This is a genomic window from Endozoicomonas sp. 2B-B (assembly GCF_053470045.1).
In genome coordinates this window covers 41,937-65,708 of the sequence record NZ_JBLZMU010000001.1, presented here as the reverse complement: position 1 = coordinate 65,708, position 23,772 = coordinate 41,937, and the positions used below count along the sequence as shown (strand labels likewise).

The 23,772-nt window shown below is 46.4% G+C and carries 13 protein-coding genes; 1 reads left to right on the top strand and 12 read right to left on the bottom strand.

Annotated elements, in window-relative coordinates; genetic code table 11:
• Positions 1-201 precede the first annotated feature (201 nt).
• The 12 genes from ACOMHB_RS00225 to ACOMHB_RS00170 form a co-directional block, all read right to left on the bottom strand.
• The gene (locus tag ACOMHB_RS00225) at positions 202-1,860 is read right to left on the bottom strand and encodes an F-box/WD repeat-containing protein (protein WP_448215029.1); all 1,659 of its coding nucleotides are present in this window, start codon (positions 1,858-1,860) and stop codon (positions 202-204) included.
• Between the two features lie 222 nt (positions 1,861-2,082).
• On the bottom strand, positions 2,083-3,744 hold the full coding sequence (locus ACOMHB_RS00220) for an F-box/WD repeat-containing protein (protein ID WP_448215028.1): 1,662 nt from the start codon (positions 3,742-3,744) through the stop codon (positions 2,083-2,085).
• A gap of 134 nt (positions 3,745-3,878) precedes the next feature.
• Complete coding sequence (locus tag ACOMHB_RS00215; protein ID WP_448215027.1) at positions 3,879-5,570, bottom strand: F-box/WD repeat-containing protein; 1,692 nt, start codon at positions 5,568-5,570, stop codon at positions 3,879-3,881.
• 231 nt (positions 5,571-5,801) lie between these two features.
• On the bottom strand, positions 5,802-7,592 hold the full coding sequence (locus tag ACOMHB_RS00210) for an F-box/WD repeat-containing protein (protein WP_448215026.1): 1,791 nt from the start codon (positions 7,590-7,592) through the stop codon (positions 5,802-5,804).
• A 236-nt stretch (positions 7,593-7,828) separates the two neighbouring features.
• The gene (locus tag ACOMHB_RS00205; protein ID WP_448215025.1) at positions 7,829-9,502 is read right to left on the bottom strand and encodes an F-box/WD repeat-containing protein; all 1,674 of its coding nucleotides are present in this window, start codon (positions 9,500-9,502) and stop codon (positions 7,829-7,831) included.
• Positions 9,503-9,638: 136 nt separating this feature from the next.
• A complete protein-coding gene (locus ACOMHB_RS00200) occupies positions 9,639-11,300 on the bottom strand; it encodes an F-box/WD repeat-containing protein (RefSeq protein WP_448215024.1) in 1,662 nt (553 codons plus the stop codon).
• Between the two features lie 119 nt (positions 11,301-11,419).
• A complete protein-coding gene (locus ACOMHB_RS00195) occupies positions 11,420-13,102 on the bottom strand; it encodes an F-box/WD repeat-containing protein (RefSeq protein WP_448215023.1) in 1,683 nt (560 codons plus the stop codon).
• Positions 13,103-13,224: 122 nt separating this feature from the next.
• Entirely contained in the window at positions 13,225-14,982 is a 1,758-nt protein-coding gene (locus ACOMHB_RS00190) for an F-box/WD repeat-containing protein (RefSeq protein ID WP_448215022.1), read from the bottom strand.
• A 133-nt stretch (positions 14,983-15,115) separates the two neighbouring features.
• Complete coding sequence (locus ACOMHB_RS00185) at positions 15,116-16,792, bottom strand: F-box/WD repeat-containing protein (protein WP_448215021.1); 1,677 nt, start codon at positions 16,790-16,792, stop codon at positions 15,116-15,118.
• A gap of 133 nt (positions 16,793-16,925) precedes the next feature.
• Positions 16,926-18,584, bottom strand: coding sequence for an F-box/WD repeat-containing protein (locus ACOMHB_RS00180; protein ID WP_448215020.1), 1,659 nt, complete (start codon positions 18,582-18,584; stop codon positions 16,926-16,928).
• 133 nt (positions 18,585-18,717) lie between these two features.
• Positions 18,718-20,373 carry an F-box/WD repeat-containing protein gene (locus ACOMHB_RS00175; protein WP_448215019.1) on the bottom strand — a complete coding sequence of 552 codons (1,656 nt, stop codon included), beginning with the start codon at positions 20,371-20,373 and terminating at the stop codon, positions 18,718-18,720.
• A 133-nt stretch (positions 20,374-20,506) separates the two neighbouring features.
• A complete protein-coding gene (locus ACOMHB_RS00170; protein ID WP_448215018.1) occupies positions 20,507-22,153 on the bottom strand; it encodes an F-box/WD repeat-containing protein in 1,647 nt (548 codons plus the stop codon).
• 384 nt (positions 22,154-22,537) lie between these two features.
• Here ACOMHB_RS00170 and ACOMHB_RS00165 point away from each other — a divergent pair, with 384 nt between their 5' ends.
• The gene (locus tag ACOMHB_RS00165) at positions 22,538-23,740 is read left to right on the top strand and encodes a hypothetical protein (RefSeq protein ID WP_448215017.1); all 1,203 of its coding nucleotides are present in this window, start codon (positions 22,538-22,540) and stop codon (positions 23,738-23,740) included.
• The last annotated feature ends 32 nt before the right edge of the window (positions 23,741-23,772 follow it).

Below are 23,772 nucleotides of genomic sequence, written 5' to 3'. Positions count from 1 at the left end.
ATTCGATCTGTTTGACCCGGTTTTGTCATGGAAGTTCAAACTATTGAGGTCATTGGCATTAAGAAAAAGAAGAGCCCTGATCCGGGAAAAGGATAGAAAGACATTTTTTTATTGAGAGCCTGGTGCAAAAAATTGCCATCGGGCTTTTGACATAACGCTGTCTGCTAATCGCTTCTGAGCAATAATACGTTCATTCGGTCATCAATCCCTCTTCACCAGTTCAGTGATTCTCGCCGTTTTATCTTTACTGGCGGTCACCACATGTCGGCTATCCATGCTGAATTTGGCTGAGGTGACTGCACTCTTGTGGTTAATGGTGGCTTTTTCTACCCATGACCCACTGCTCCCCAGACCATAAATTTTCGCCGTTTTGTCGCAACTCGCGGTCACCACGAGGCATGCATCGGCGCTGAAAGTGGCTGACAGGACCCAATCGTCGTGGGTGATGGTCACTTTTTCTACCCATGACCCATCGGCCCGGAGGCCATAAATTTTCGACGTATTGTCAGCACTGGCGGTCACCACATGGCAGCAATCGGCGCTGAAATTGGCTGAGATGACTGCCTTATCATGTTGAATGGTGATTTCTTCTTTCCATGATCCATCGCTCTGCAGGCCATGGATTTTTGCCGTTTCATCCTGGCTGGTGGTTACCAGATAAAGGCCATCGGCACTGAATTTGGCTAAGTAAACCGCATCATCGTGGGAAATGGTGGCGACTTCTTCCCATGACCCACTGGTCCGCAGGCTCTGGATTTTTGCCGTCTTATCTCCACTGGCGGTTACCATATGGCGGCCATCTGCACTAAAGGCAGCTGAGAAGACCGTGAGATTATGGGTAATAGTGGCTTTTACTCCCCATAATCCATTGGCCTGCTGACCGTAGATTGCTACATTGTTATCTCCACAGACCAACAAATGACTGCCATCGGAGCTGAAGCTGGCCCAATCGGCCACAGCATGATGGTGAATAATGGCCTCTTCTTCCCATGAACCATCGTCTGCCTGAGCACAGATTTTTGCCGTGCAATCGTCACTGGTGGTTACCAGGCGTTGGCCATCAGCACTGAAGGTGGCTGAGTTGACCCTTCTATTATGGAAAATGGTTTTTTTTACTTCCCATGACCCATCGTCCGCCCGACCACAGATTTTCGCTGTGTGATCACGACTGGCGGTCACCAAGTGACGGCCATCGACACTGAAGGTAGCTGATATGACCCAATTATAATGGTTAATGATGGCTTTTTTTTTCCATGATCCATTGGTCTTCTGGTCACAGATTCGCACCGTATTATCGAGACTTGCGGTCGCGAAATGTCGGCTATCAGCACTAAAGTTGGCCGTGTTGACATCGTCAAAGTGTTTAATTTTGGTTTTTGTCACGGGCTTGAATGTTTCACATCGAGCCATTTGTTTACTGTTGGTGAAAAGGAACAGCGCCGGAAAATAAGCATTATTCCGTTTTTTTACGAGTGACTTTACAGTGCCCTTATTCGCAAACGGCTTCAACCAATCGCTGAGTTGTTGATCATTTTTTGCTGCAAAGATTGTTTTCAGTTGATATTGGTGTGGTGAAGAAAATCGGCGATACCATGCTCTTTCCAGAGCCTTATCTTTTTTTATGAGATGGTGAAAATATCTGCATACCTTTGCTAAACGGGTAATCTCCCGAAAACCTAAACAGCGTATAATCATGGAATGTGTCAGGTCGGACAAATCGAGGAATGAAGGTGTTTTTTGGTCATTTACGGTAACCTGTCTGCCGGCGCTGACACCCGTTGGGATTCCCTCCAGTCGAGGTCGCTTGGGCGTTGGCGCGAGTCGACCGTCAATGCCGGAATTGTTGTTAAGAGGATTCATTCTCGGATCCTTCAAAAATTCAGATTCAGTATTTATCCTTGCCTGGAAAGGACATTCAAAATTGATTAGACCGATTAGACTCGGTTTTATGATGAAAGTTCATAATATTGAGGTCAGTGAAACCAGGAAAAACAGAGCCCTGATTCGGGAAAATGACAGGAAGACATTTTTCTATTGAGAATCCAGTATAAAAATTGCAATCGTGCCCTCTGTACTACGCTGTTATTCGTTCTTCTGAAGTTCAGTAATTCTCGCTGTGTCATCATAGCAGGTGGTGACCACATTTCGGATATCGGGGCTGAAGTTAGCTGAGCTGACTGTTCGTCTGTGTTCAATGATGGCTTTTACCCGCCATGACCCATCGGCCTCCAGACCACAAATTTTTGCTTTACAGTCCCGACTGGTGGTTACCAGATGATGGCCATCAGCACTGAAGGTGGCTGAAAGGACAGGGCCCTCATGGGTAATGTTGGTTTTTTTTGCCCAGGTTCCATCGGTCTGCAGACCATAAATTTTCGCCGTACGATCGTCACTGGCGGTTACCAGATGGCAACCATCGGCACTGAAGATGGCAGAGCAGACCCAATCATTATGGGTAATGGTGGTTATTCTTTCCCATGACCCATCGGACTTCAGGCCATAGATTTTTGCCGTGAAATCCCGGCTTGTGGTTACCAGATGGAGGCAATCGGCGCTGAAGTTGGCTGAGGTGATAAAATTACCATGTTGAATCGTGGCTGTTTTTTTCCATGATCCATCGACCTGCAGGTTAAAGATATTCGCCGTGTAATCGAAACTGGTGGTTACCAGATGGCAGCTATCGGTGCTGAATTTGGCTGAGTGGATTGGGCTATCGTGTGGAATGACGGCTTTTCCTACCCATGATCCAGCGTCTGACTGACAATAGATTTCCAGAGCGAAATTTAAACCGTAGATCGCCAGATGACGGCCATCGGGGCTGAAACTGGCCGAAACGTTCTGACTAATGAGGTGAATAGTGTCCTCCAATTCCCATGATGCATTGTCCACCTGAGCAAAGATTTTCGCCGTATGATCTTCAACGACAATCACCACACGGCGCCCATCTGCACTGAAGTTGGCTGACTTGGCACCGACAACATGGGGAATGATGGCATTTGCTTTCCATGATCCATCGTCCTCCCGACCATAGATATTCACTGTCTTATCATAAATGGTGGCCAACACATGATGGCTATCGGAGCTGAAGCTGGCCGACCTGACTGAACCGTTATGGGTAATGTTGGCGGTTTCTTGCCATGTCCCACCAGACTGCTGGCTATAGATTTTCAGCGTCCTGTCCAAACTGGCGGTTAACAGATGGCGGCTATCGGCACTGAAGGTGGCTGTTTCGATTTTGTAGGAATGAGTAATTCTGGCTTTTTCCGCTAACTTGAATTTTCTACATTCAGACATCAGTTTACTGTTGATGAAAAGGAGCTGAAGAGGAAAATAAGGACTTTCCTGCTGTTTTAAAAGTGACTCGACAGTGTCTTTATTCGCAAACGGTTGCAACCAATCACGGAGTTGTTGCTCATCTTTTGTCGCAATCATAGCTTTTAATTGATATTGGTGTGATGAAGGAAACCGGCGATACCATGCACTTTCCATAGCTTTATGATTTTTAACAAGATCGCGAAGATATCTGCATACCTTTACTAAATGAGTAATCTCTCGAAAGCCCAGATAACGAATAATCATCGTTTTTGTTTCGTCGGGCAAACGGAAGAAGAAAGATTGATGTTGGTTATAGACAGTAACGTCCCTGCCCGCACTGATACCCGTTGGCGCGGCTTCCAGCCGAGGTTGCTTCGGTGTTGTCGAGGGTGCACCGTCAATGCCGGAATTGTTGTTAAGAGGGTTCAATCTCGGATCCTTCAAAAATTCAGATTCAGTATTTATCCTTGCCTGGAAAGGATGCCTGGAAAGGACATTCAAAATTGATTAGACCGTTTTAACTCGGTTCTATGATGAAAGTTCACAAGTGGAACATTCGATCATCAGTCGTTCTTCTGAAGTTCAATGATTTTCGCCGTGCAATCTTTACTTATGGTCAACACATTTCGGCCATCGGGGCTGAAGATGGCCCATTGGATCCCAAAACTGTCAGAAATGATGGCTTTTTTCTCCCATGATCCTTTGGGTCCCGGGCCATAAATTTTCGCTGTACAATCCAGACTGGCGGTTACTAAATGACAACTATCGGGACTGAAGGCGGCTGACAGGACATAATCTTTATGGCAAATAGTGGCTTTTACTTTCCATGATCCATCAGCCTGCAGGCAGTGGATTTTTGCCGTGTTATCCATACTGGTGGTCACCATATGATTGCTATCAGGGCTGAAGCTGGCCGACCTGATCCGGTCGTTATGCTTAAAGGTGTATTTTACTTGCCATGGCCCATCGGTTTGCGGGCCATGGATTTCTACCGTGTTATCCTCATATACGGTCAACAGATGGCGGCTATCGGGACTGAAGGTGGCTGAATAGAGCCGAGCATTATAGGTAGTGATGGTGATTTTTTCCCATGATCCATCGGACTGCAGGCCATAGATTTTTGCCGTACCATCTTCGCTGGCGGTTGCCACATAGCTGCCATCGGCGCTAAAGCTGGCGGACCTGACTGAATTATCATGGTTAATAGTGACTTTTACTTCCCATGAGCTATCGTCCTTCTGGCCGTAGATAGTTACATTGTTTTCTCCACAGACCAACAAATGACTGCTATCGGCGCTGAAGCTGGCCCCTAGGACCGTAGGATTTTGCATGATAGTGTATTTTGTTTTCCATGATCCATCGGTCTCCTGGTCGTAGATTTTCACCGTCCCATCCATACAGCTGGTCAATAAGCAGCGACCATCGGTGCTGAAGGTGGCTGATGTGACCGAAAAACTGAGAGGGGTGGACATGGTGAGCTCAAATTCACGGGCAATGGTGTCTTTTACTTTCCACGAGCCATCGTCCTCCTGAGCACAGATTTTTGCATGGCAGTCGTGACTGTCGGTCACCATCAGATGACCATCGGGACTGAAAGTGGGTGACAAGATAAGACTCTCATGGGGAATGGTGGTGGTTTTTACTACCCATGATCCATCGGTCTTCTGGCCTGTGATTTTCGCTGTTTGATCAAGGTCGACAGTCACCAAATGGCTGCTATCGGGGCTGAAGGAAGCTTTATTTTTAGTCTCGACATTGGGAATTTCGATTTTTACCACCGGGCTGAATGTTTCACATTGAGACATCAGTTTACTGTTGGTGAAAAAGAGCTGAGCAGGAAAAAAAGTACTTTCTTTTTGTGTTAGAAGTGACCCGATAGTGTCCTTATCCGCAAATGCCTTCAACCAATCACGGAGTTGTTGTTCATCTTTTGTTCTGACGAGAGTATCCAGTGGATTTTGGTATGCTGAAGGAAACCGGCGGTACCATGCTTTTTCCAGAGCTTTTTCTTCGTTAACAAGATCGTAAAGATATTTGCATGTCTTTGCTAAACGGGTAACCTCGCGAAAAGCCAAATAGCGAACAATCATAGATTTTTGTTCGTCGGGCAAACAGAAAAATAAAGATTGATTTTGGTTGTAGACACTAACGTCCCTGCCTGCACTGACAGCCATGGACGTTCCTTCCAGTGGAGGTTGCTCAGGTATTAACGAGAGTGAACCGTCATCGCTGGAATGGTTGTTCAAAGGGGTCATATCGGGTTCCTCCAAAGCTCCAAAGTCAGTATTTATCCTTGCTTGGAAAAAGCATTCAAAATTGATTAAACCTTTTAGAGTCGGTTTTATAACGGAAGTTCAAAATATTCAGACCAGTGGAATTAAGAGAAACCGTTCGCACAAAAAACCACCACTCGCTTTGCTCGGTCATTTCTGCAAAAACACGTCTAATGTTGCCTGCCGTTATCAGGCTTTGTACTCATACAATCCTCAATTGTTCCCCTGTAGTTCAGTGATTTTCACCTTGTAATCTTCTTCACTGGCGGTCAATAGATGTCGGCTATCGGCGCTGAAGGTGGCTGAGAAGAGGCTTCCATTGTGTTGAATGGTGGCTTTTTCTACCCATGTTCCATCCCTTTTCAGGCCATAAATTTTTGCCTTTTTGTCATGACTGGCGGTCACCACAAGGCAACCATCGGCACTAAAGTTGGCTGACAGGATATAACCTTCGTGGGCAATGGTGGCTTTTATTACCCATGAACCATCGTCCTGCAGGCCATAGATTTTTGCAGTGTGATCCAGATTGATGATTGCCAGATGTCGGCTATCGGCGCTGAAGTTAGCCGAGTCGATCGGCTGTGTGAAGGTAAAGCTGCCTTTTTCTAACCATTTTCCAGCGGCATTCCGGGTATAGATTTTTGCCGTATTATCACCATCAATGGTCACCACATGGCGGCTATCGGCGCTGAAGTTGGCTGAGAAGACCACAACATCATGCTTAATCAGGGCTGTTTGTTTCCATGATCCATCGTCCTGCAGGCCATAGATTTTCGCCGTGCAATCTCTACTGGCAGTTGCCAGGTGGCAGCTATCGGCGCTGAAGTTGGCAGACTCGACCCTGCCTATGTGTAGAGGAGGGTCATTTTTTACCCATGATCCGGCGGCCCCCAGACTGTAGATTTTCAGACCGTCTCCTATAATACAAACCGCCAGATGACGGCCATCGGAGCTGAACTTGGTCACAACGATAAGTCTCTCATCGATAGTGCCCTCTATTTCCCATGATCCATCGTCCGACTGACTATGGATCCCCAACACACCATCGCCGAAGGTGAACACATGGCGCCCATCAGCGCTGAAGTCGGCTGAAATGATTGATTTTTCATGGAAAATGGAGGCCTTCAGTTCCCATGACCCATCGTCCTCCAAACCATGGATTGTCGCTGTTTGTTTTAGACTGGCGGTTAACAGATGGCGGCCATCGGGGCTGAAGGCGGCTGCAATGAGCCATTCCCTATGGGTAATGGTGGTTTTTTCTTCCCATGATCCATCATCCTTCAGGGCGTAGATTTTCGCTGTTTGATCTTTACTGGCGGTTACCAGATGGCGGCCATTGGGGCTGAAATTAGCTAAAGAAACCTCATCATTATGGAAAATGGTGGTTTTTGGTTTCCATGTTCCATCGTCCTCCTGACCATAAACTTTCGCGGTATTATCATCACTTCCGGTCACCATATGGCGACCATCGGTGCTGAAGGTGACCGTGTTGACTATTGCACCATGGGTGATTTCGATTTTTTCCACTAACTTGAATTTTTCACATTGAGACATCAGTTTACTGCTGGTGAAAAAGAGTTGAGCAGGAAAAAAAGTACTTTCTTTTTGTGTTAAAAGTGACTCGATAGTGTCCTTATTCGCAAACGGCATCAACCACTCACGGAGTTGTTGCTCATCTTTTGTTTTGACGAGGGTCTTCAGTGGATTTTGGTATTCTGAAGGAAACCGGCGGTACCATGCTCTTTCCAGAGCTTTTTCATCTTTAATAAGATCGCGAAGGTATTTGCATGTCTTTGCTAAACGGGTAATCTCGCGAAAACCCAAATAGCGAACAATCATAGATTTTTGTTCGTCGGGCAAATAGAAGAATAAAGATTGCGTTTGGTTGTAGACAGTAACGTCCCTGCCTGTACTGACAGCCGTCGGCGTTCCTTCCAGTGAAGGTCGCTCAGGTATTGACGAGAGTGAACCGTCATTGCTGGAATTGTTGTTCAAAGGGACCATGAGTAGCTCCTCCAGAGTCAATATTTATCCTCACATAGAAAAGGACATTCAAAATGGCTTCGGTCTAAATAGAGTCGGTTTTGTAATGGAAGTTCAAAATATTGAGTTAAGAAAAAGAAGAGCTCTGACCCGGGAAAAGGATAGAAAGAAACGTTTCATTGAGAGCCCAGTGCAAAAATTGCCATCGTGCTCTCAATATAAGGCTGTTTTTTAATCGGTTTTCAGCAAAAATACGCTCATTCGATCATCAATCGTTCTTCCATTAGTTCAGTGATTGTCGCCGTGTGATCATTACTTATGGTCAACACATTTCGGCCATCGGGGCTGAAGCTGACTAAGTAGACTGCACCCCTGTGAGAAATGATGGCTTTTTCCCCCCATGATCCTGTGGGTTCCAGACCATAAATTTTCGCTGTTTTGTCATCACTGGCGGTCACTACCAGGCAGCTATCGGGACTGAAGCTGGCTAATTTGACCTCCTTATCGTGGTAAACAGTGGCTTTTACATCCCATGATCCATCAGCCTGCAGGCTATGAATTTTTGCCGTGTTATCCTCACTGGTGGTCACCATATGGATGCTATCAGGGCTGAAGCTGGCCGATGTGATCCGGGCCTTATGGGCAAAGGTGTATTCTTCTTTCCATGAACCATCGGTTTGCAGGCCGTGGATTTTTACCGTCTTGCCACTGATGGTCACAACATGGCCGCCATCGGGGCTGAAGGTGGTGGATTCGACCAAATTATCATGGGGAATGATGGCCATTTTGTCCCATGATCCATTGGCCTGCAGGCCATAGATTTTTGCCTCGCAATCGACACCAGCGGTCACCACAAGACTGCCATCGGGGCTGAAGGTGGCCCTCACGACTGCAAGTGATTCGTTATGAGGAATGGTGGTTTTTACTTTCCATGAGCCATCGTCCTCCTGACCATAGATTGTCACAGTCTTGTCTCCACCTGAGGCCGACAAATGACTGCTATCGGGGCTGAAGTTGGCCCATTTGACCGGTGAATTATGCCAGATAGTGTATTTTGCTTCCCATGATCCATCGGTTTTCTGGCCACAGATTTTCAACGTTCTATCCAAACTGGCGGTCAATAAGTAGCGGTCATCAGTGCTGAAGCTGGCTGAACTGACCACAAAATCATGGTGAATGGTGGCTTTTACTTTCCACGATCCATCGTCTTCCAGAACACAGATTTTCGCTTGGTCGTCGGTACCTGCCACCATTTGATGACCATCGGCGCTGAAGCTGGTTGAGAAGACAAAACCTTCATTAGCAATGGCAAGTTTTGCTTCCCATGATCCATCGGTCTTCTGGCCAGTTATTTTCACTGCATCAAAAGAGGCGGCAGTCACCACATGGCAGCTATCAGGGCTGAAGGAGGCTTTTTGGATAGCCCCGGTATGGGGGATTTCGATTTTTTTCACCGGGTTGAATGTTTTAGATTCAGACATCAGTTTACTGCTGGTGAAAAAGAGTTGAGCAGGAAAAAAAGTACTTTCTTTTTGTGTTAAAAGTGACTTGATAGTGTCCTTATTCGCAAACGGCATCAACCAATCACGGACTTGCTGCTCATCTTTTGTTTTGACGAGGGTCTTCAGTGGATTTTGGTATTCTGAAGGAAACCGGCGGTACCATGCTCTTTCCAGAGCTTTTTCATCTTTAACAAGATCGCGAAGGTATTTGCATGTCTTTGCTAAACGGGTAATCTCGCGAAAACCCAAATAGCGAACAATCATAGATTTTTGTTCGTCGGGCAAACAGAAGAATAAAGATTCATTTTGGTGATAGACACTAACGTCCCTGCCTGCACTGACAGCCGTCGACGTTCCTTCCATTGGAGGTCGCTCAGGTATTGACGAGAATGGACCGTCATTGCTGGAATTGTTTTTCAAAGGGTTCATATCGGGTTACTCCAAAGCTCCACAGCCAGTATTTATGCTCGCTTGAAGAAGGCATTCAAGCTTGATTAGATTCTGTTGCAGTTAGAGTCGATTTTGTAATGGAAGTTCATAACATTAAGGTCAGTGAAACAATCAATCACCAATCATTCTTCTGTAGTTCAGTGATTCTTGCTTTGTTATCTCTGGAAACGGTCATCACAGTTCGGGCATCGGCGCTGAAGCTGGCTGAGACAACCTCCCCGTTGTGAGGAATGATGGCTTTTTCCCGCCATGATCCAGCAACCTGCAGGCCGCTGATTTTCGCCGTGTTATCATCGCTGGTGGTTACTACATGAAGGCAATCGGCGCTGAAGTTGGCAGAGTTGACCGCCCCGTTGTGGTGAATGCAGGCTTTTTCTTCCCATGATGCATTGAGCTTGTGGCTATAGATTTTCGCCGTGTTATCAGCACTGGCGGTCACCAGATGGCGGCCATCAGCGCTGAAGTTGGCTGCCCAGACCGCACCATCATGATGAATCCTGGTTATTTCTTGCCATGATCCATCGGCTTGCAGGTCACAGATTTTTGCCGTGCGATCTAAACTGGTGGTCACCAGATGGCAGCTATCGGTGCTGAAGTTGACAGAGGTGATTGTGCTCTTGTGTTGCAGGGGCGCTTTTTTTACCCATGATCCAGCGGCCCCCCGGGCATAAATTTTTAGCGTGTAATCTACACCGAGGATCACCAGATGTCGGCCATCGGGACTGAGCTTGGCCGAAGTGACATAACGTTCATGAACAGTGTCCTCCAGTTTCCATGAGCTATCGTCCCACTGACTATGGGTCTTCACCGTTCTATCGCCACTGACGGTCACCACATGGCGGCCCTCAGCACTGAAGTTGGCCAAATGAATCAATTTATCATGGGAAATGGTGGCTTTTACTTTCCATGATCCATCGTCCTCCAGACCATAGATCTTTGCTGTTTTATTGTGACTGGCGGTTAGCAGATGGCGGCCATCGGCGCTGAAGTTGGCTGAAATGACCCAATTATTATGGGTAATGGTGGTTTTTAATTCCCATGATCCATCGTCCTCCTGAATATACACTTTCACTGTTTTATCGGCACTGGCGGTCATCAGGTGGCGGCCATCGGCGCTGAAGTTGGCTGAGATGAGCCAATTATCATGAGTAATGGTGGTTTTTGATTGCCATGATCCATCGTCTTGCTGAGCATAAATTTTCGCTGTTTTATCGGCACTGGCAGTCACCAGATGACGGTCATCAGGGCTGAAAGTGGCCGTCTTGACTTTTCCTGCGTGGTTAATTTCGGTTTTATCCACGAACTTAAATTTTTCACACTGAGACATCCGTTTACTGTTAGTGAAAATTAACTGAGCAGGAAAATAAATACTCTTTCGTTGTTTTAAAAGTGACTCGACAGTGACCCTGTCGGCAAACGGCTTCAACCAATTACGGAGTTGCTGCTCATCTTTTGTCCTGACAATGGTCTTTGGCTGATATTGGTAGGGTGAAGGGAACTGGCGATACCAGGCTCTTTCCAGAGCTTTATTGTTTTCAACAAGATCGCGAAGATATTTGCATACCTTTTTTAAACGGGTAATCTCGCGAAAAGTCAGGTAGCGAATAATTTTACGCTGTGTTAATTCGGGTAAATTCAGGAATGAACTTTGACTTTTCTCGTAGACAGTCACTTCCTTACCTGCACTGAAACCTGTTGGTGCTTGCTCCAGCTGAGGTTGCTCAGGTGTTGGCAAGAGTGAATAGTCAATACTGGCGTTTCTGTTTACTGGGTCCATGCCTGATTTCCCTTTAGCTCCAAAGTCACTACTTATCCCTGCCTGGAAAGGGCATTCGAAATTGATTCGATCTGTTTGACCCGGTTTTATAATGGAAGTTCAATAGGCTCATTCGATCATCAATTGTTCTTCCATAGTTCAGTGATTCTCACCTTGTCATCGTCACTGACGGTCACCAAATGTCGGCTATCGGCGCTGAAGTTTGCTGAGGTGACTGCATAATCGTGTTGAATGATGGCTTTTTCCAGCCATGATCCACCCGGTTGCAGGCCACTGATTTTCGCTGTGTCGTCATCACTGGTGGTCACAACGTGGAGGCCATCGGTGCTGAATGTGGCTGAGTTGACAATATCGTCATGAACAATTGTGGCTATTTCTTGCCATGATCCATCGGCCTGCAGGTTACAGATTTTCGCCGTGTTATCATGACTGGCGGTGACCAGATGGCGGCTATCGGCGCTGAAGGTGGCTGAGATAACATATTGGTCATGATCAATTGTGACTATTTTCTTCCATGATCCATCGTCTTGGAGGCTAAAGATTTTTACTCTGCCATCCCCGCCGGCGGTCGCCAGGTGGCAGCTGTCGGCACTGAATTTGGCAGAGGCGATGGTACTGTAGACACGGGTGTTTTTTTCTACCCATGATCCAGCAGCCCCCTGAACATAGATTTTTTGAACTGTATCTTCACCGAAGATCACCAGATGACGGCCATTGGGGCTGAGATTGGCCGATGTGATAAATTTTTGATGAATAGTGTCCTCTACTTCCCATGATCCATCGTCCCCCTGGCTAAGGATTTTCACCTCATCACTTCCGGTGGTCACCGCATGGCGGCTATCAGCACTGAAGGAGGCTGAAAGGACCGGGATAGTATGGGTAATGGTGGTTTTTATTTCCCATGATCCATCCTCCTCCAGACCATAGATTTTCGCTGTTTTATCGTTACTGGCGGTGACCAGAAGACGGCCATCGTCGCTGAAGGTGGCTGTATTGATCTTGCAAGTGTGGGTAGTGGTGGCTGTTATTTTCGATGTTCCATCGTCTTCCAGACCATAGATTCTTGCTGTTCTATCGACATTGACGGTCACCAGATGGCGGCAATCGCGGCTGACGTTGGCAGAGAGGACACCAGGATCATGGGAAATGGCGACTTTTGGTTCCCATGATCCATCGTCTTTCTGAACATAGATTTTCACTGTTCTATCGCGACGGTCGCCCATCTGGTAGAAGTGATCGTGACCGGTGGTCACCAGATGGTGGTCATTGGGGCTGAAGGTGGCCGTCTTGACTTTGTCTCTATAGGGGATTTCGGCTTTATCCACTAACTTGAATTTTTTACATTGAGACATCAGTTTACTGTTGATGAAAAGTAACTGAGCAGGAAAATAAAGACTCTTTTGTTGTTTTATGAGTGACTCGACAGTGCCTCTGTCCGCAAACGGTTCCAACCAATTACGGAGTTGCTGCTCGTCTTTTGCCCTGAGGATGGACTTTAGTTGAAATTGGTACGGCGAAGGAATCTGGCGATACCAGGCTCTTTCCTGAGCTTTATCATCTTCAACAAGATCGCGAAGCTGTTTGCACACCTGCTTTAAACGGGTAATCTCGCGAAAGCCCAGATAGCGAATAATTATACGCTGTGTTATTTCCGGTAAATTCAGGAATGAACTTTGATTTTCCTCACAGACAGTCACTTCCTTACCTGCACTGAAACCTGTTGGTGCTTCCTCCAGCTGAGGTTGCTCAGGTGTTGGTGAGAGTGCATTGTCAATGCTGGCGTTTCTGTTTACTGGGTCCATGCCTGATTTCCCTTTAGCTCCAAAGTCACTACTTATCCCTGTCTGGAAAGGGCATTCGAAATTGATTCGATCTGTTTGACCCGGTTTTATAATAGAAGTTCAAAAGAGTGAGCTATAAGTACCTAACCAGTTGGTTTCGCATATTCTGGACGGCGACTTTTTCCATCCTTCTGCGTTCCAACTCTGGTTGCGTAGCTAAGGCTACGCGCGTTCTTCCATAGTTCAGTGATTCTCATTTTGCGATCGTTAGTGACGGTCACCACATGTCGGCTATCGGCGCTGAAGATGGCTGAGATGACTTCAATATTATGTTGAATGATGGCCTTTACCCGCCATGATCCACCCCGTTGCAGGCCACTGATTTTTGCCGTTTTATCACAGCTGGTGGTCACAACATGGAGACCATCGTTGCTGAATGTGGCTGAGCGGACAGAGTCGTCATGAACAATTGTGGCTGTTTCTTTCCATGATCCATCGGCCTGCAGGTTACAGATTTTCGCCGTGTTATCATTGCTGGCGGTGATCAGATGGTGGCTATCGGCGCTGAATCTGGCTGAGCGGACAGAATCGTCATGAACCAATGTGGTTATTTCTTGCCATGATCCATCGTCCTGCAGGTTACAGATTTTCACTGTGCGATCAAAACTGGCGGTTGCCAGGTGACAGCTATCGGCACTGAAAATGGAACAAGTGATGCTACATCTGTGTTTGAGGCTGAGTTTTTCTACCCATGATCCAGCAGCCCCCTGACCATAGATTTTTAGAACAAAATTTACATATAAGATCATCAGATGACGGCCATCGGGGCTGAGCTTGGCCGTAATGGTAGATATTGCATGACTTGGACGACCTGCATGAATAGTGTCCTCTATTTCCCATGATCCATCGTTAACCTGACTAAGGATCTTTATCTTATTATCCCAGCCGATGGCCACCAGATGACGGCCATCAGCACTGAAGGTGGCTGAAAGGACATAGTGAGTATGAGGAATGGTGGCTTTTATTGCCCATGATCCATCCTCCTCCAGACCATAGATTTTCGCTGTTTTGTCCTTACTGGCGGTGACCAGATGACGGCCATCGGCACTGAAGGTGGCTGTATTGATCTGGCGAGTATTGGTAAAGGTGGCTTTTACATTCGATGTTCCATCGTCCTCCAGACCATAGATTGTTAAAGTTTTATCGACATTGACGGTCACCAGATGGCGGCCATCGGAGCTGACCCTGGCCAAGAGGAAGCTGTGATCATGGGAAATGGCGACTTTGGGTTGCCATGATCCATCGTCTTTTTGAACGTAGATTTTCACTGTTTTATCGAAACTGGCAGTCACCAGATGGCGGCCATCGGGGCTGAAGGTGGGCATCATGACTTGGGATCTATGGGAGATTTCGGCTTTTTCCACTAACTTGAATCTCTCACATTGAGACATCAGTTTACTGTTGATGAAAAGTAACTGAGCAGGAAAATAAAGACTCTTTTGTTGTTTTATGAGTGACTCGACAGTGCCTCTGTCCGCAAACGGTTCCAACCAATTACGGAGTTGCTGCTCGTCTTTTGCCCTGAGGATGGCCTTTAGTTGAAATTGCCAGGGTGAAGGAATCTGGCGATACCAGGCTCTTTCCTGAGTTTTATCGTTTTCAACAAGATCGCGAAGCTGTTTGCACACCTGTTTTAAACGGGTAATCTCGCGAAAGCCCAGATAGCGAATAATTATACGCTGCGTTGTTTCCGGTAAATTCAGGAATGAACTTTGACTTTCCTCACAGACAGTCACTTCCTTACCTGCACTGAAACCTGTTGGTGCTTCCTCCGGCTGAGGTTGCCCAAGTGTTGGCAAGAGTGAATTGTCAATGCTGGCATTGCTGTCTATTGGGTCCATTCCTGATTTCTCCTAAGCTTCAAAGTCAGTACTTATCCCTGTCTGGAAAGGACATTCGAAATTGATTTGATCTGTTAGACCCGGTTTTGTAATGGAAGTTCAAAAGAGTGAGGTCAGCGGAATGATTCGGTCATCAATCGTTCTTACATAGTTCAGTGATTCTTATTTTGCCATCGTTACTGACGGTCACCACATGTCGGCTATCGGCGCTGAAGATGGCTGAGGTGACTGCATTATTATGTGGAATGATGGCTTTTACCCGCCATGATCCACCTGCTTGCAGGCCACTGATTTTCGCCGTGTTATCATCGCTGGTGGTGATCAGATGGAGACCATCGTTGCTGAATGTGGCTGAGCGGACAGAGTCGTCATGAACAATTGTGGCTGTTTCTTTCCATGATCCATCGGCCTGCAGGTTACAGATTTTCGCCGTATTATCATTGCTGGCGGTGATCAGATGGTGGCTATCGGCGCTGAATGTGGCTGAGCGGACAGAATCGTCATGAACCAATGTGGTTATTTCTTGCCATGATCCATCGTCCTGCAGGTTACAGATTTTCACTGTGCGATCAGAACTGGCGGTTGCCAGGTGACAGCTATCGGCACTGAAAATGGAACAAGTGATGCTACATCCGTGTTGAAGGCTGAGTTTTTCTACCCATGATCCAGCAGCCCCCTGACCATAGATTTTTAGAACAAATTTTACATATAAGATCATCAGATGACGGCCATCGGGGCTGAGCTTGGCCGTAATGATAGATATTGCATAACTTGGACGACCTGCATGAATAGTGTCCTCTAGTTCCCATGATCCATCGTTAACCTGACTAAGGATCTTTATCTTATTATCCCAGCCGATGGCCACCAGATGACGGCCATCAGCACTGAAGGTGGCTGAAAGGACCCAGTACTTATGGGGAATGGTGGCTTTTATTTCCCATGATCCATCCTCCTCCAGACCATAGATTTTCGCTGTTTTATCCTTACTGGCGGTGACCAGATGACGGCCATCGGCACTGAAGGTGGCTGTATTGATCTCGCGAGTATTGGTAAAGGTGGCTTTTACATTCGATGTTCCATCGTCCTCCAGACCATAGATTGTTAAAGTTTTATCGACATTGACGGTCACCAGATGGCGGCCATCGGAGCTGACCCTGGCCAAGAGGAAGCCGTGATCATGGGAAATGGCGACTTTGGGTTGCCATGATCCATCGTCTTTTTGAACGTAGATTTTCACTGTTCTATCATAACTGGCAGTCACCAGATGGCGGCCATCGGGGCTGAAGGTGGGCATCATGAGTTGGAATCTATGGGAGATTTCGGCTTTATCCACTAACTTGAATCTCTCACATTGAGACATCAGTTTACTGTTGATGAAAAGTAACTGAGCAGGAAAATAAAGACTCTTTTGTTGTTTTATGAGTGACTCGACAGTGCCCCTGTCCGCAAACGGCTCCAACCAATTACGGAGTTGCTGCTCGTCTTTTGCCCTGAGGATGGCCTTTAGTTGAAATTGCCAGGGTGGAGGAATCTGGCGATACCAGGCTCTTTCCTGAGATTTATCGTTTTCAACAAGATCGCGAAGCTGTTTGCACACCTGTTTTAAACGGGTAATCTCGCGAAAGCCCAGATAGCGAATAATTATACGCTGCGTTATTTCCGGTAAATTCAGGAACGAACTTTGACTTTCCTCGTAGACAGTCACTTCCTTACCTGCACTGAAACCTGTTGGTGCTTGCTCCAGCTGAGGTTGCCCAAGTGTTGGCAGGAATGAATTGTCAATGCTGGCATTGCTGTCTATTGGGTCCATGCCTGATTTCTCCTAAGCTCCAAAGTCAGCACTTATCCCTGTCTGGAAAGGACATTCGAAATTGATTTGATCTGTTTGACCCGGTTTCATGATGGTAGTTCAAAATAGCAAGGCCAGCGGAATGATTCGGTCATCAATCGTTCTTCCATAGTTCAGTGATTCTCACCTTGTGATCGTCACTGACGGTCACCACATGTCGGCTATCGGCGCTGAAGATGGCTGAGGTGACTGGATTATTATGTTGAATGATGGCTTTTACCCGCCATGATCCACCCGCTTGCAGGCCAATGATTTTGGCCGTGTTATCATCACTGGCAGTCACCACATGGAGACTATCGGGGCTGAATGTGGCTGAGTGGACAGAATCATCGTGAACAATTGTGGTCATTTCTTTCCATGATCCATCAGCCTGCAGGTTACAGATTTTCGCCGTGTTATCATCGCTTGCGGTGACCAGATGGCGGCCATCGGCGCTGAAAGTGGCTAAATAGACGGGATCGTCATGAACCATTGTGGCTATTTCTTGCCATGATCCATCGTCCTGCAGGTTACAGATTTTCACTTTGCCGTCCCAACCGGCGGTTGCCAGGTGGCGGCTATCGGCACTGAATTTGACAGAGGCAAAGTTCTCGTATTGAAGGGTGTTTTTTTCTACCCATGGTCCAGCAGCCCCCTGACCATAGATTTTTAGAACAAAATGTTTAACGAAGATTACCAGATGACGGCCATCGGGGCTGAGCCTGGCCCAAATGATAGATCTTTCACGAATAGTGTCCTCTACTTCCCATGATCCATCGTCCCCCTGACTAAGGATTTTCACCTTATGATCCCTGCTGACGGTCACCAGATGGCGGCCATCAGCAGTGAAGTTGGCTGGAAGGACCCAGCAAGTATGGGTAACGGTAGTTTTTATTTCCCATGATCCATCCTCCTCCAGACCATAGATTTTCGCTGTTCTATCGTGACTGTTGGTGACCAGATGACGGCCGTCGGCGCTGAAGTTGGCTGAATTGACTCGGCGAGCATGGGTAATGGTGGCTTTTATTTTCGACGATCCATCGTCCTCCAGACCATAGATTCTTGCTGTTCTATCGACATTGGCGGTCACCAGATGGCGGCCATCGCGGCTGACGTTGGCGAAGAGGACACTATGATCATGGGAAATGGCGACTTTCGGTTGCCATGATCCATCGTCCTTCTGAACATAGATTTTCACTGTTTTATCAAAACTGGCAGTTATCAGATGGCGACCATCGGGGCTGAAGGTGGCCGTTTTGACTCTGTCTCTGTGGAGGATTTCGGCTTTATCCACTAACTTGAATTTTTTACATTGAGACATCAGTTTACTGTTGATGAAAAGTAACTGAGCAGGAAAGTAAATACTTTTTTGTTGTTTCAGGAGTGACTCGACAGTGCCCCTGTCCACAAATGGCTTCAACCAATTGCGGAGTTGTTGCTCATATTTTGTCCTTACGATGGTCTTTGGCTGATATTGGTAGGGTGAAGGAAACTGGCGATACCAGGCTCTTTCCTGAGACTTATCATTTTCAACAAGATCGCGAAGATATTTGCATACCTTTTTTAAACGGGTAATCTCGCGAAAGCCCAGATAGCGAATAATTATACGCTGTGTTAATTCGGGTAAATTCAGGAATGAACTTTGACTTTTCTCGTAGACAGTCACTTCCCTGGCTGCACTGAAACCTGTTGCTGCTTCCTCCTGCTGCTGCGGTTGCTCAGGTGTTGGCGAGAGTGAATTTTCAATCCTGGCATTGCTGTTCAATGGGTTCATGCCTGATTTCTTTTTATCTCCGAAGTCATTACTTATCCCAGCCTGGAAAGGGTATTCGAAATTGATTCGAGCTGTTTGACCCGGTTTTATAATGGAAGTTCAAAAGAGTGTGGTCAGTGGAATGATTCGGTCATCAATCCTTCTTTCGCAGTGCAGTGATTCTCACCTTGTTATCTTCAGTGACGGTCACCACATGTCGGCTATCGGCGCTGAAGATGGCTGAGGTGACTGCACAATCATGTTGAATAATGACTTTTTCCAGCCAGAATCCACCGGCCTGCAGGCCAATGATTTTGGCCGTGTTATCTTCACTGGCGGTGACCACATGAAGGTCATCGGCGCTGAAGTTGGCTGAGTTGACCGCCCCCTTGTGGGTAATACAGGCTCGTTCTTTCCATGATCCATCGTCCTGCAGGCTGTAGATTTTGGCCGTGTTATCTTCACTGGCGGTCACCACATGGTGGCAATCGGCGCTGAAGTTGGCTGAGAAGACCCGACCGTCATGACAAATCCTGGTTATTTCTTTCCATGATCCATCGTCCTGCAGGTGACAGATTTTCACCGTGCGATCTAAACCGACGGTTACCAGATGGCAGCTGTCGGTGCTGAAGTCGGCAAAGTTGACTAGTCTCTTGTGCCGGAGAGTGCCTTTTTTTACCCATGATCCAGCGGACCCCTTACCATAGATTTTCACAACTTCATCTACATTAGAGATCACCAGATGATGGCCATTGGAGCTGAGCTTGGCCGAAGTGATTTTTCCTTCGTAAACAGTGTCTTTTACTACCCATGAGCCATCATCCACCTGACTGGAGATTTTTACACTAGCCCCATCGAAGGTCACCAGATTGTATCCATCAGCGCTGAAGGTGGCTGAAAAGATCATCCAATCATGGGAAATGGTGTTTTTTATTTCCCATTGTCCGTCTTCGTTCAGACCATAGATTTTTGCTGTGTCACTATCACTCATGGTTATCAGATGTCGGCCATCGGGACTGAAGTTGACTGTATTGCCAAAGCCACAATGGGGAATGATGGTTTTTTCTTCCCATGATCCGTCGTCGGGCAGGCAAAAGATTCCCGCTATGTTATCGTAACTCATGGTTACCAGATGGCGGCCATCGGGGCTGAATTTGGCTGCAAGGACCTTGTCCCGATGGAAAATGGTGGCTACTTGTTCCCATGATCCATTGTCTTGCTGAGCATAAATTTTCGCTTTTTTATCGTTACTGGCGGTTGCCAGGTGGCGATCATCGGGGCTGAAATTGACCATTCTGACTTGTCTTAAATGGATAATTTCGATTTTTTCCACTACCTCAAATCTTTCACATTGAGACATCAGCTTGCTGTTGATAAAAAGTAACTGAGCAGGAAAGTAAATACTTTTTTGTTGTTTTAAGAGTGACTCAACAGTGTCACTATCCGCAAACGGCTTCAACCAATCACGGAGTTGTCGCTCATCTTTTGTCTTGATAATGGTCTTTGGCTGATATTGGTAGGGTGAAGGAAACTGGCGATACCAGGCTCTTTCCTGAGTTTTATCGTTTTCAACCAGATCGCGAAAATGTTTGCACACCTGTTTTAAACGGGTAATCTCGCGAAAGCCCAGATAGCGAATAATTATACGCTGCGTTATTTCCGGTAAATTCAGGAATGAACTTTGACTTTCCTCGTAGACAGTCACTTCCTTACCTGCACTGAAACCTGATGCTGCTTCCTCTAGCTGAGGTTGCTCAGGTTTTGGCGAGAGTGGATTGTCAATGCTGGCATTGCTGTTTATTGGGTCCATGCCTGATTTCTCTTAAGCTCCAGAGTCGCTATTTATCTCTGCCTGGAAAGGGCATTTAAAATTGATTCGATCTGTTTGACCCGGTTTTATAATGGAAGTTCAAAAGAGTGAGGTCAGTGGAATGATTCGATCATCAATCCTTCTTTCGCAGTTCAGTGATTCTCACCTTGTTATCTTTAGTGACGGTCACCAGATTTCGGCTATCGGTGCTGAAACTGGCTGAGGTAACTTTATTGTTGTGCTCAATGGTGGCTTTTTCCCGCCATGATCCATCGAGTTGCAGGCCACTGATTTTCACCATGTTGTCATCACTGGCAGTCACCATATGGAGGCAATCGGCACTGAAGTTAGCTGAGTTGACCGCCCCTTTGTGGGTAATACAGGCTTGCTCTTTCCATGACCCATCGTCCTGCAGGCTATAGATTTTCGCCGTGTTATCTTTACTGGCGGTCACCACATGGCGGCAATCGGCGCTGAAGTTGGCTGCGAAGACCTCACTATCATGATGAATCCTGGTTATTTCTTGCCATGATCCATCGTCCTGCAGGTGACAGATTTTCGCCGTGCGATCAGTACTGGCGGTTACCAGATGGCAGCTGTCGGCGCTGAAGCTGGTAGAGTTGATCAGGCCCCTGTGACTAAAAGTGGCTTTTTTTACCCATGATCCAGTGGCCCCCTGACCATAGATTTTTACACCTGCATCTAAACCGGAGATCACCAGATGACGGCCATCGCAGCTGAGCCTGGCCGAAGCGATATATCTTTCATGAATAGCGCCCTCTACTGCCCATGAGCCATCGTCCAACTGACTACTGATTTTCACGCTATCCACACTGACGGTCACCAGATTGCACCCATCAGCGCTGAAGGTGGCTGAAACGATCATTACTTTATGGGAAATAGTGTTTTTTACTTCCCATTGTTCATCTTCGTACAGGCCATAGATTGTCGCTGTGTTATCGTCACTGGTGGTTACCAGATGTTGGCCATCGGGACTGAAGTTGACTGAATAGCTCCAGCCATAATGGCCAACGGTGGTTTTTTGTTGCCAGGATCCATCGTCTCCCAGACGATAGATTTTCGCTGTTTTATCGTAACTGACGGTTACCATATGGCGGTCATCGGGGCTGAATTTGGTTGAGGCGACAACACCCTTATGGGAAATGACGGCTTTTGGTTCCCATGATCCATCGGTTTTCTGGTGGTAGATTTTCGCTGTTTTATCGTCACTGGCGGTTGCCAGATGGCGTTCATCGTGGCTGAAGTTGACTGTCTGGACTTTTTCATCATGGGTAATTTCGATTTTTTCCACCAACTTGAATGTTTCACATTGAGACATCAGTTTACAGTTGATGAAAAATAACTGAGCAGGAAAATAAATATTCTTTTGTTGTTCTATGAGTGACTCGACCGTGCTCATATCCGCAAATACCTGCAACCAATTACGAAGTTGTTGCTCACCTTTTGTCCTGACGATGGTCTTTAGTTGCGATTGGAAGGGTGAAGAAAACTGGCGAATCCATGCTCTTTCCAGTGTTTTATTATTTTCAACAAGATCGTGAAAATATTTGCATACCCTTTTTAAACGGGTAATCTCGCGAAGACCCAAATAGCGAAAAATCAGGGACTTTTCTAAATCGGGCAGATCAAAGAATGGAGATTTACTTTTCTCATAGACAGTCACTTCCCTGCCGACACTGAAACCTGCAGTTGTTTCCTCCCGCTGAGGTTGCTGAGGTGTTGATCTGTCATTGCCGACATTGATGTTTAAAGGGTTCATATCGGGCTCCTCCAAAGCTCCTGAGTCAGTTTTAATCCTTGCTCAGAAAGGGTAATCAAAATTTGTTCAATGCTGATGGAGTTGGAGTCGGTTTTATAATAGAGGTTCATAACATTAAGGCCAGCGAAACTGACAATAAGTCCTGATTCGTGAAAATGATAGAAAGGTATTTTTTCATTAAGATCGCAAAAATATTTGCATCCCCTCAGGCTTTCAAGTCGCCTGTTAATATTTTTTACCTGAATGCCCGTATTTATGAACGGGATGCAGTTCCGGTAAATTAAAAATACCGCACATTCCCGGGAACATTTTCTTTTCTGCCATGTCTAATCTGCGTGTCCTGAAATTATCTCCTGAAATTATCCAACCTTCGAGGTAGAAAAAATGAAAAAGACATCGAAACCAACCGGTATAAGAAAATATCTGGTCGGCTCGCTGTTCTGCTTTGTTTCAAGTGCTATTGCCAGTTCTGAACCAAGTATTTATGGTGTGCTTGCGGAATTAAACTCAAGGCCAGAAGCTGTTAACTATCAAAAAGTCAGGCGTCTGACTGGCGGGCGCGGCCCCATTTACTCCATTGATGAGTACCCTGGTTATATCCTGAAAATCGACCGGGGAAATTTAGATCGAGTGGTCTCTGCCTGGTCATTTTTTGAGGCTTTTGGCCTGAAACACCTGTTTGTTCCACAAATGCTCCCAGTGATCGTAGGTGGTGAGGCGATGTTGCTTACAGAGCGGGTCAATGTACCAACAGACAGTTTTTCACACTATATGGAGTTCAGTCTGAACCGCAAAGGTTATGGTGATGCTATTAAGGATCTGACGGCGCTGGCCTGCATGAGGGAAATTCCTGACTTTACCATTAATGGAATGCTGACAGGAGAGCGTATTCGTTACGATAATATTCCTCCTTTTCAAACAGTGGATAACAATGGCAATACTCAATACAAGGTCGCTTTGATTGACCTTGATCATTACTATGACACTTTACCCGTCCGTCGCCGCCCTGCATTAGAGATTGTTCGCGAAGTCGTGGAAGCTTTTCCCTGGGCTTTGGACGATATTCTGGAAACCGCTTCCTATCATCGAAGCTGCTTTCTGACAGGTGATAATATCCGTTGGTTGCGTGATTTCGCTGATGAGCAGTCAATCAGAAGGTACACAATGTATGAAGGATATCATGATTATCTGCTAGCCAAAGGCATTAATCCGATGTCAGCTTCCGTGCACCTGGATACACTCTATCAGGAACCCGGGGAGTTCAAACTGACCTTGAGGCACGACTATGATACTGTGGTTCTTAATCTGGCAGAGGTTATTTACAATACAGCGAAAGAGAAAATGCGAGTTAAGAAAAAACAGAATGTTAAAGGCTATAATGCCCGTATCAGCTATGTGGATAGTCATGCCCTTGAATACCTCAGAAATATTAAACAGCAGTATATAGATGCCTATATGGATCTTGAAAAGGGTGTTGAAGAAGGTAATGCATTATTCTTGAAAGCAGTTGCTTTATTAGAAGAAAACAAACTGTTTTACAGAGCATCTGTTGGTCGGAATCGACTGGATCTGCTGATTTATTTTTGAGTGTAAACTCACGGCAACCAGCAATTGAAGAT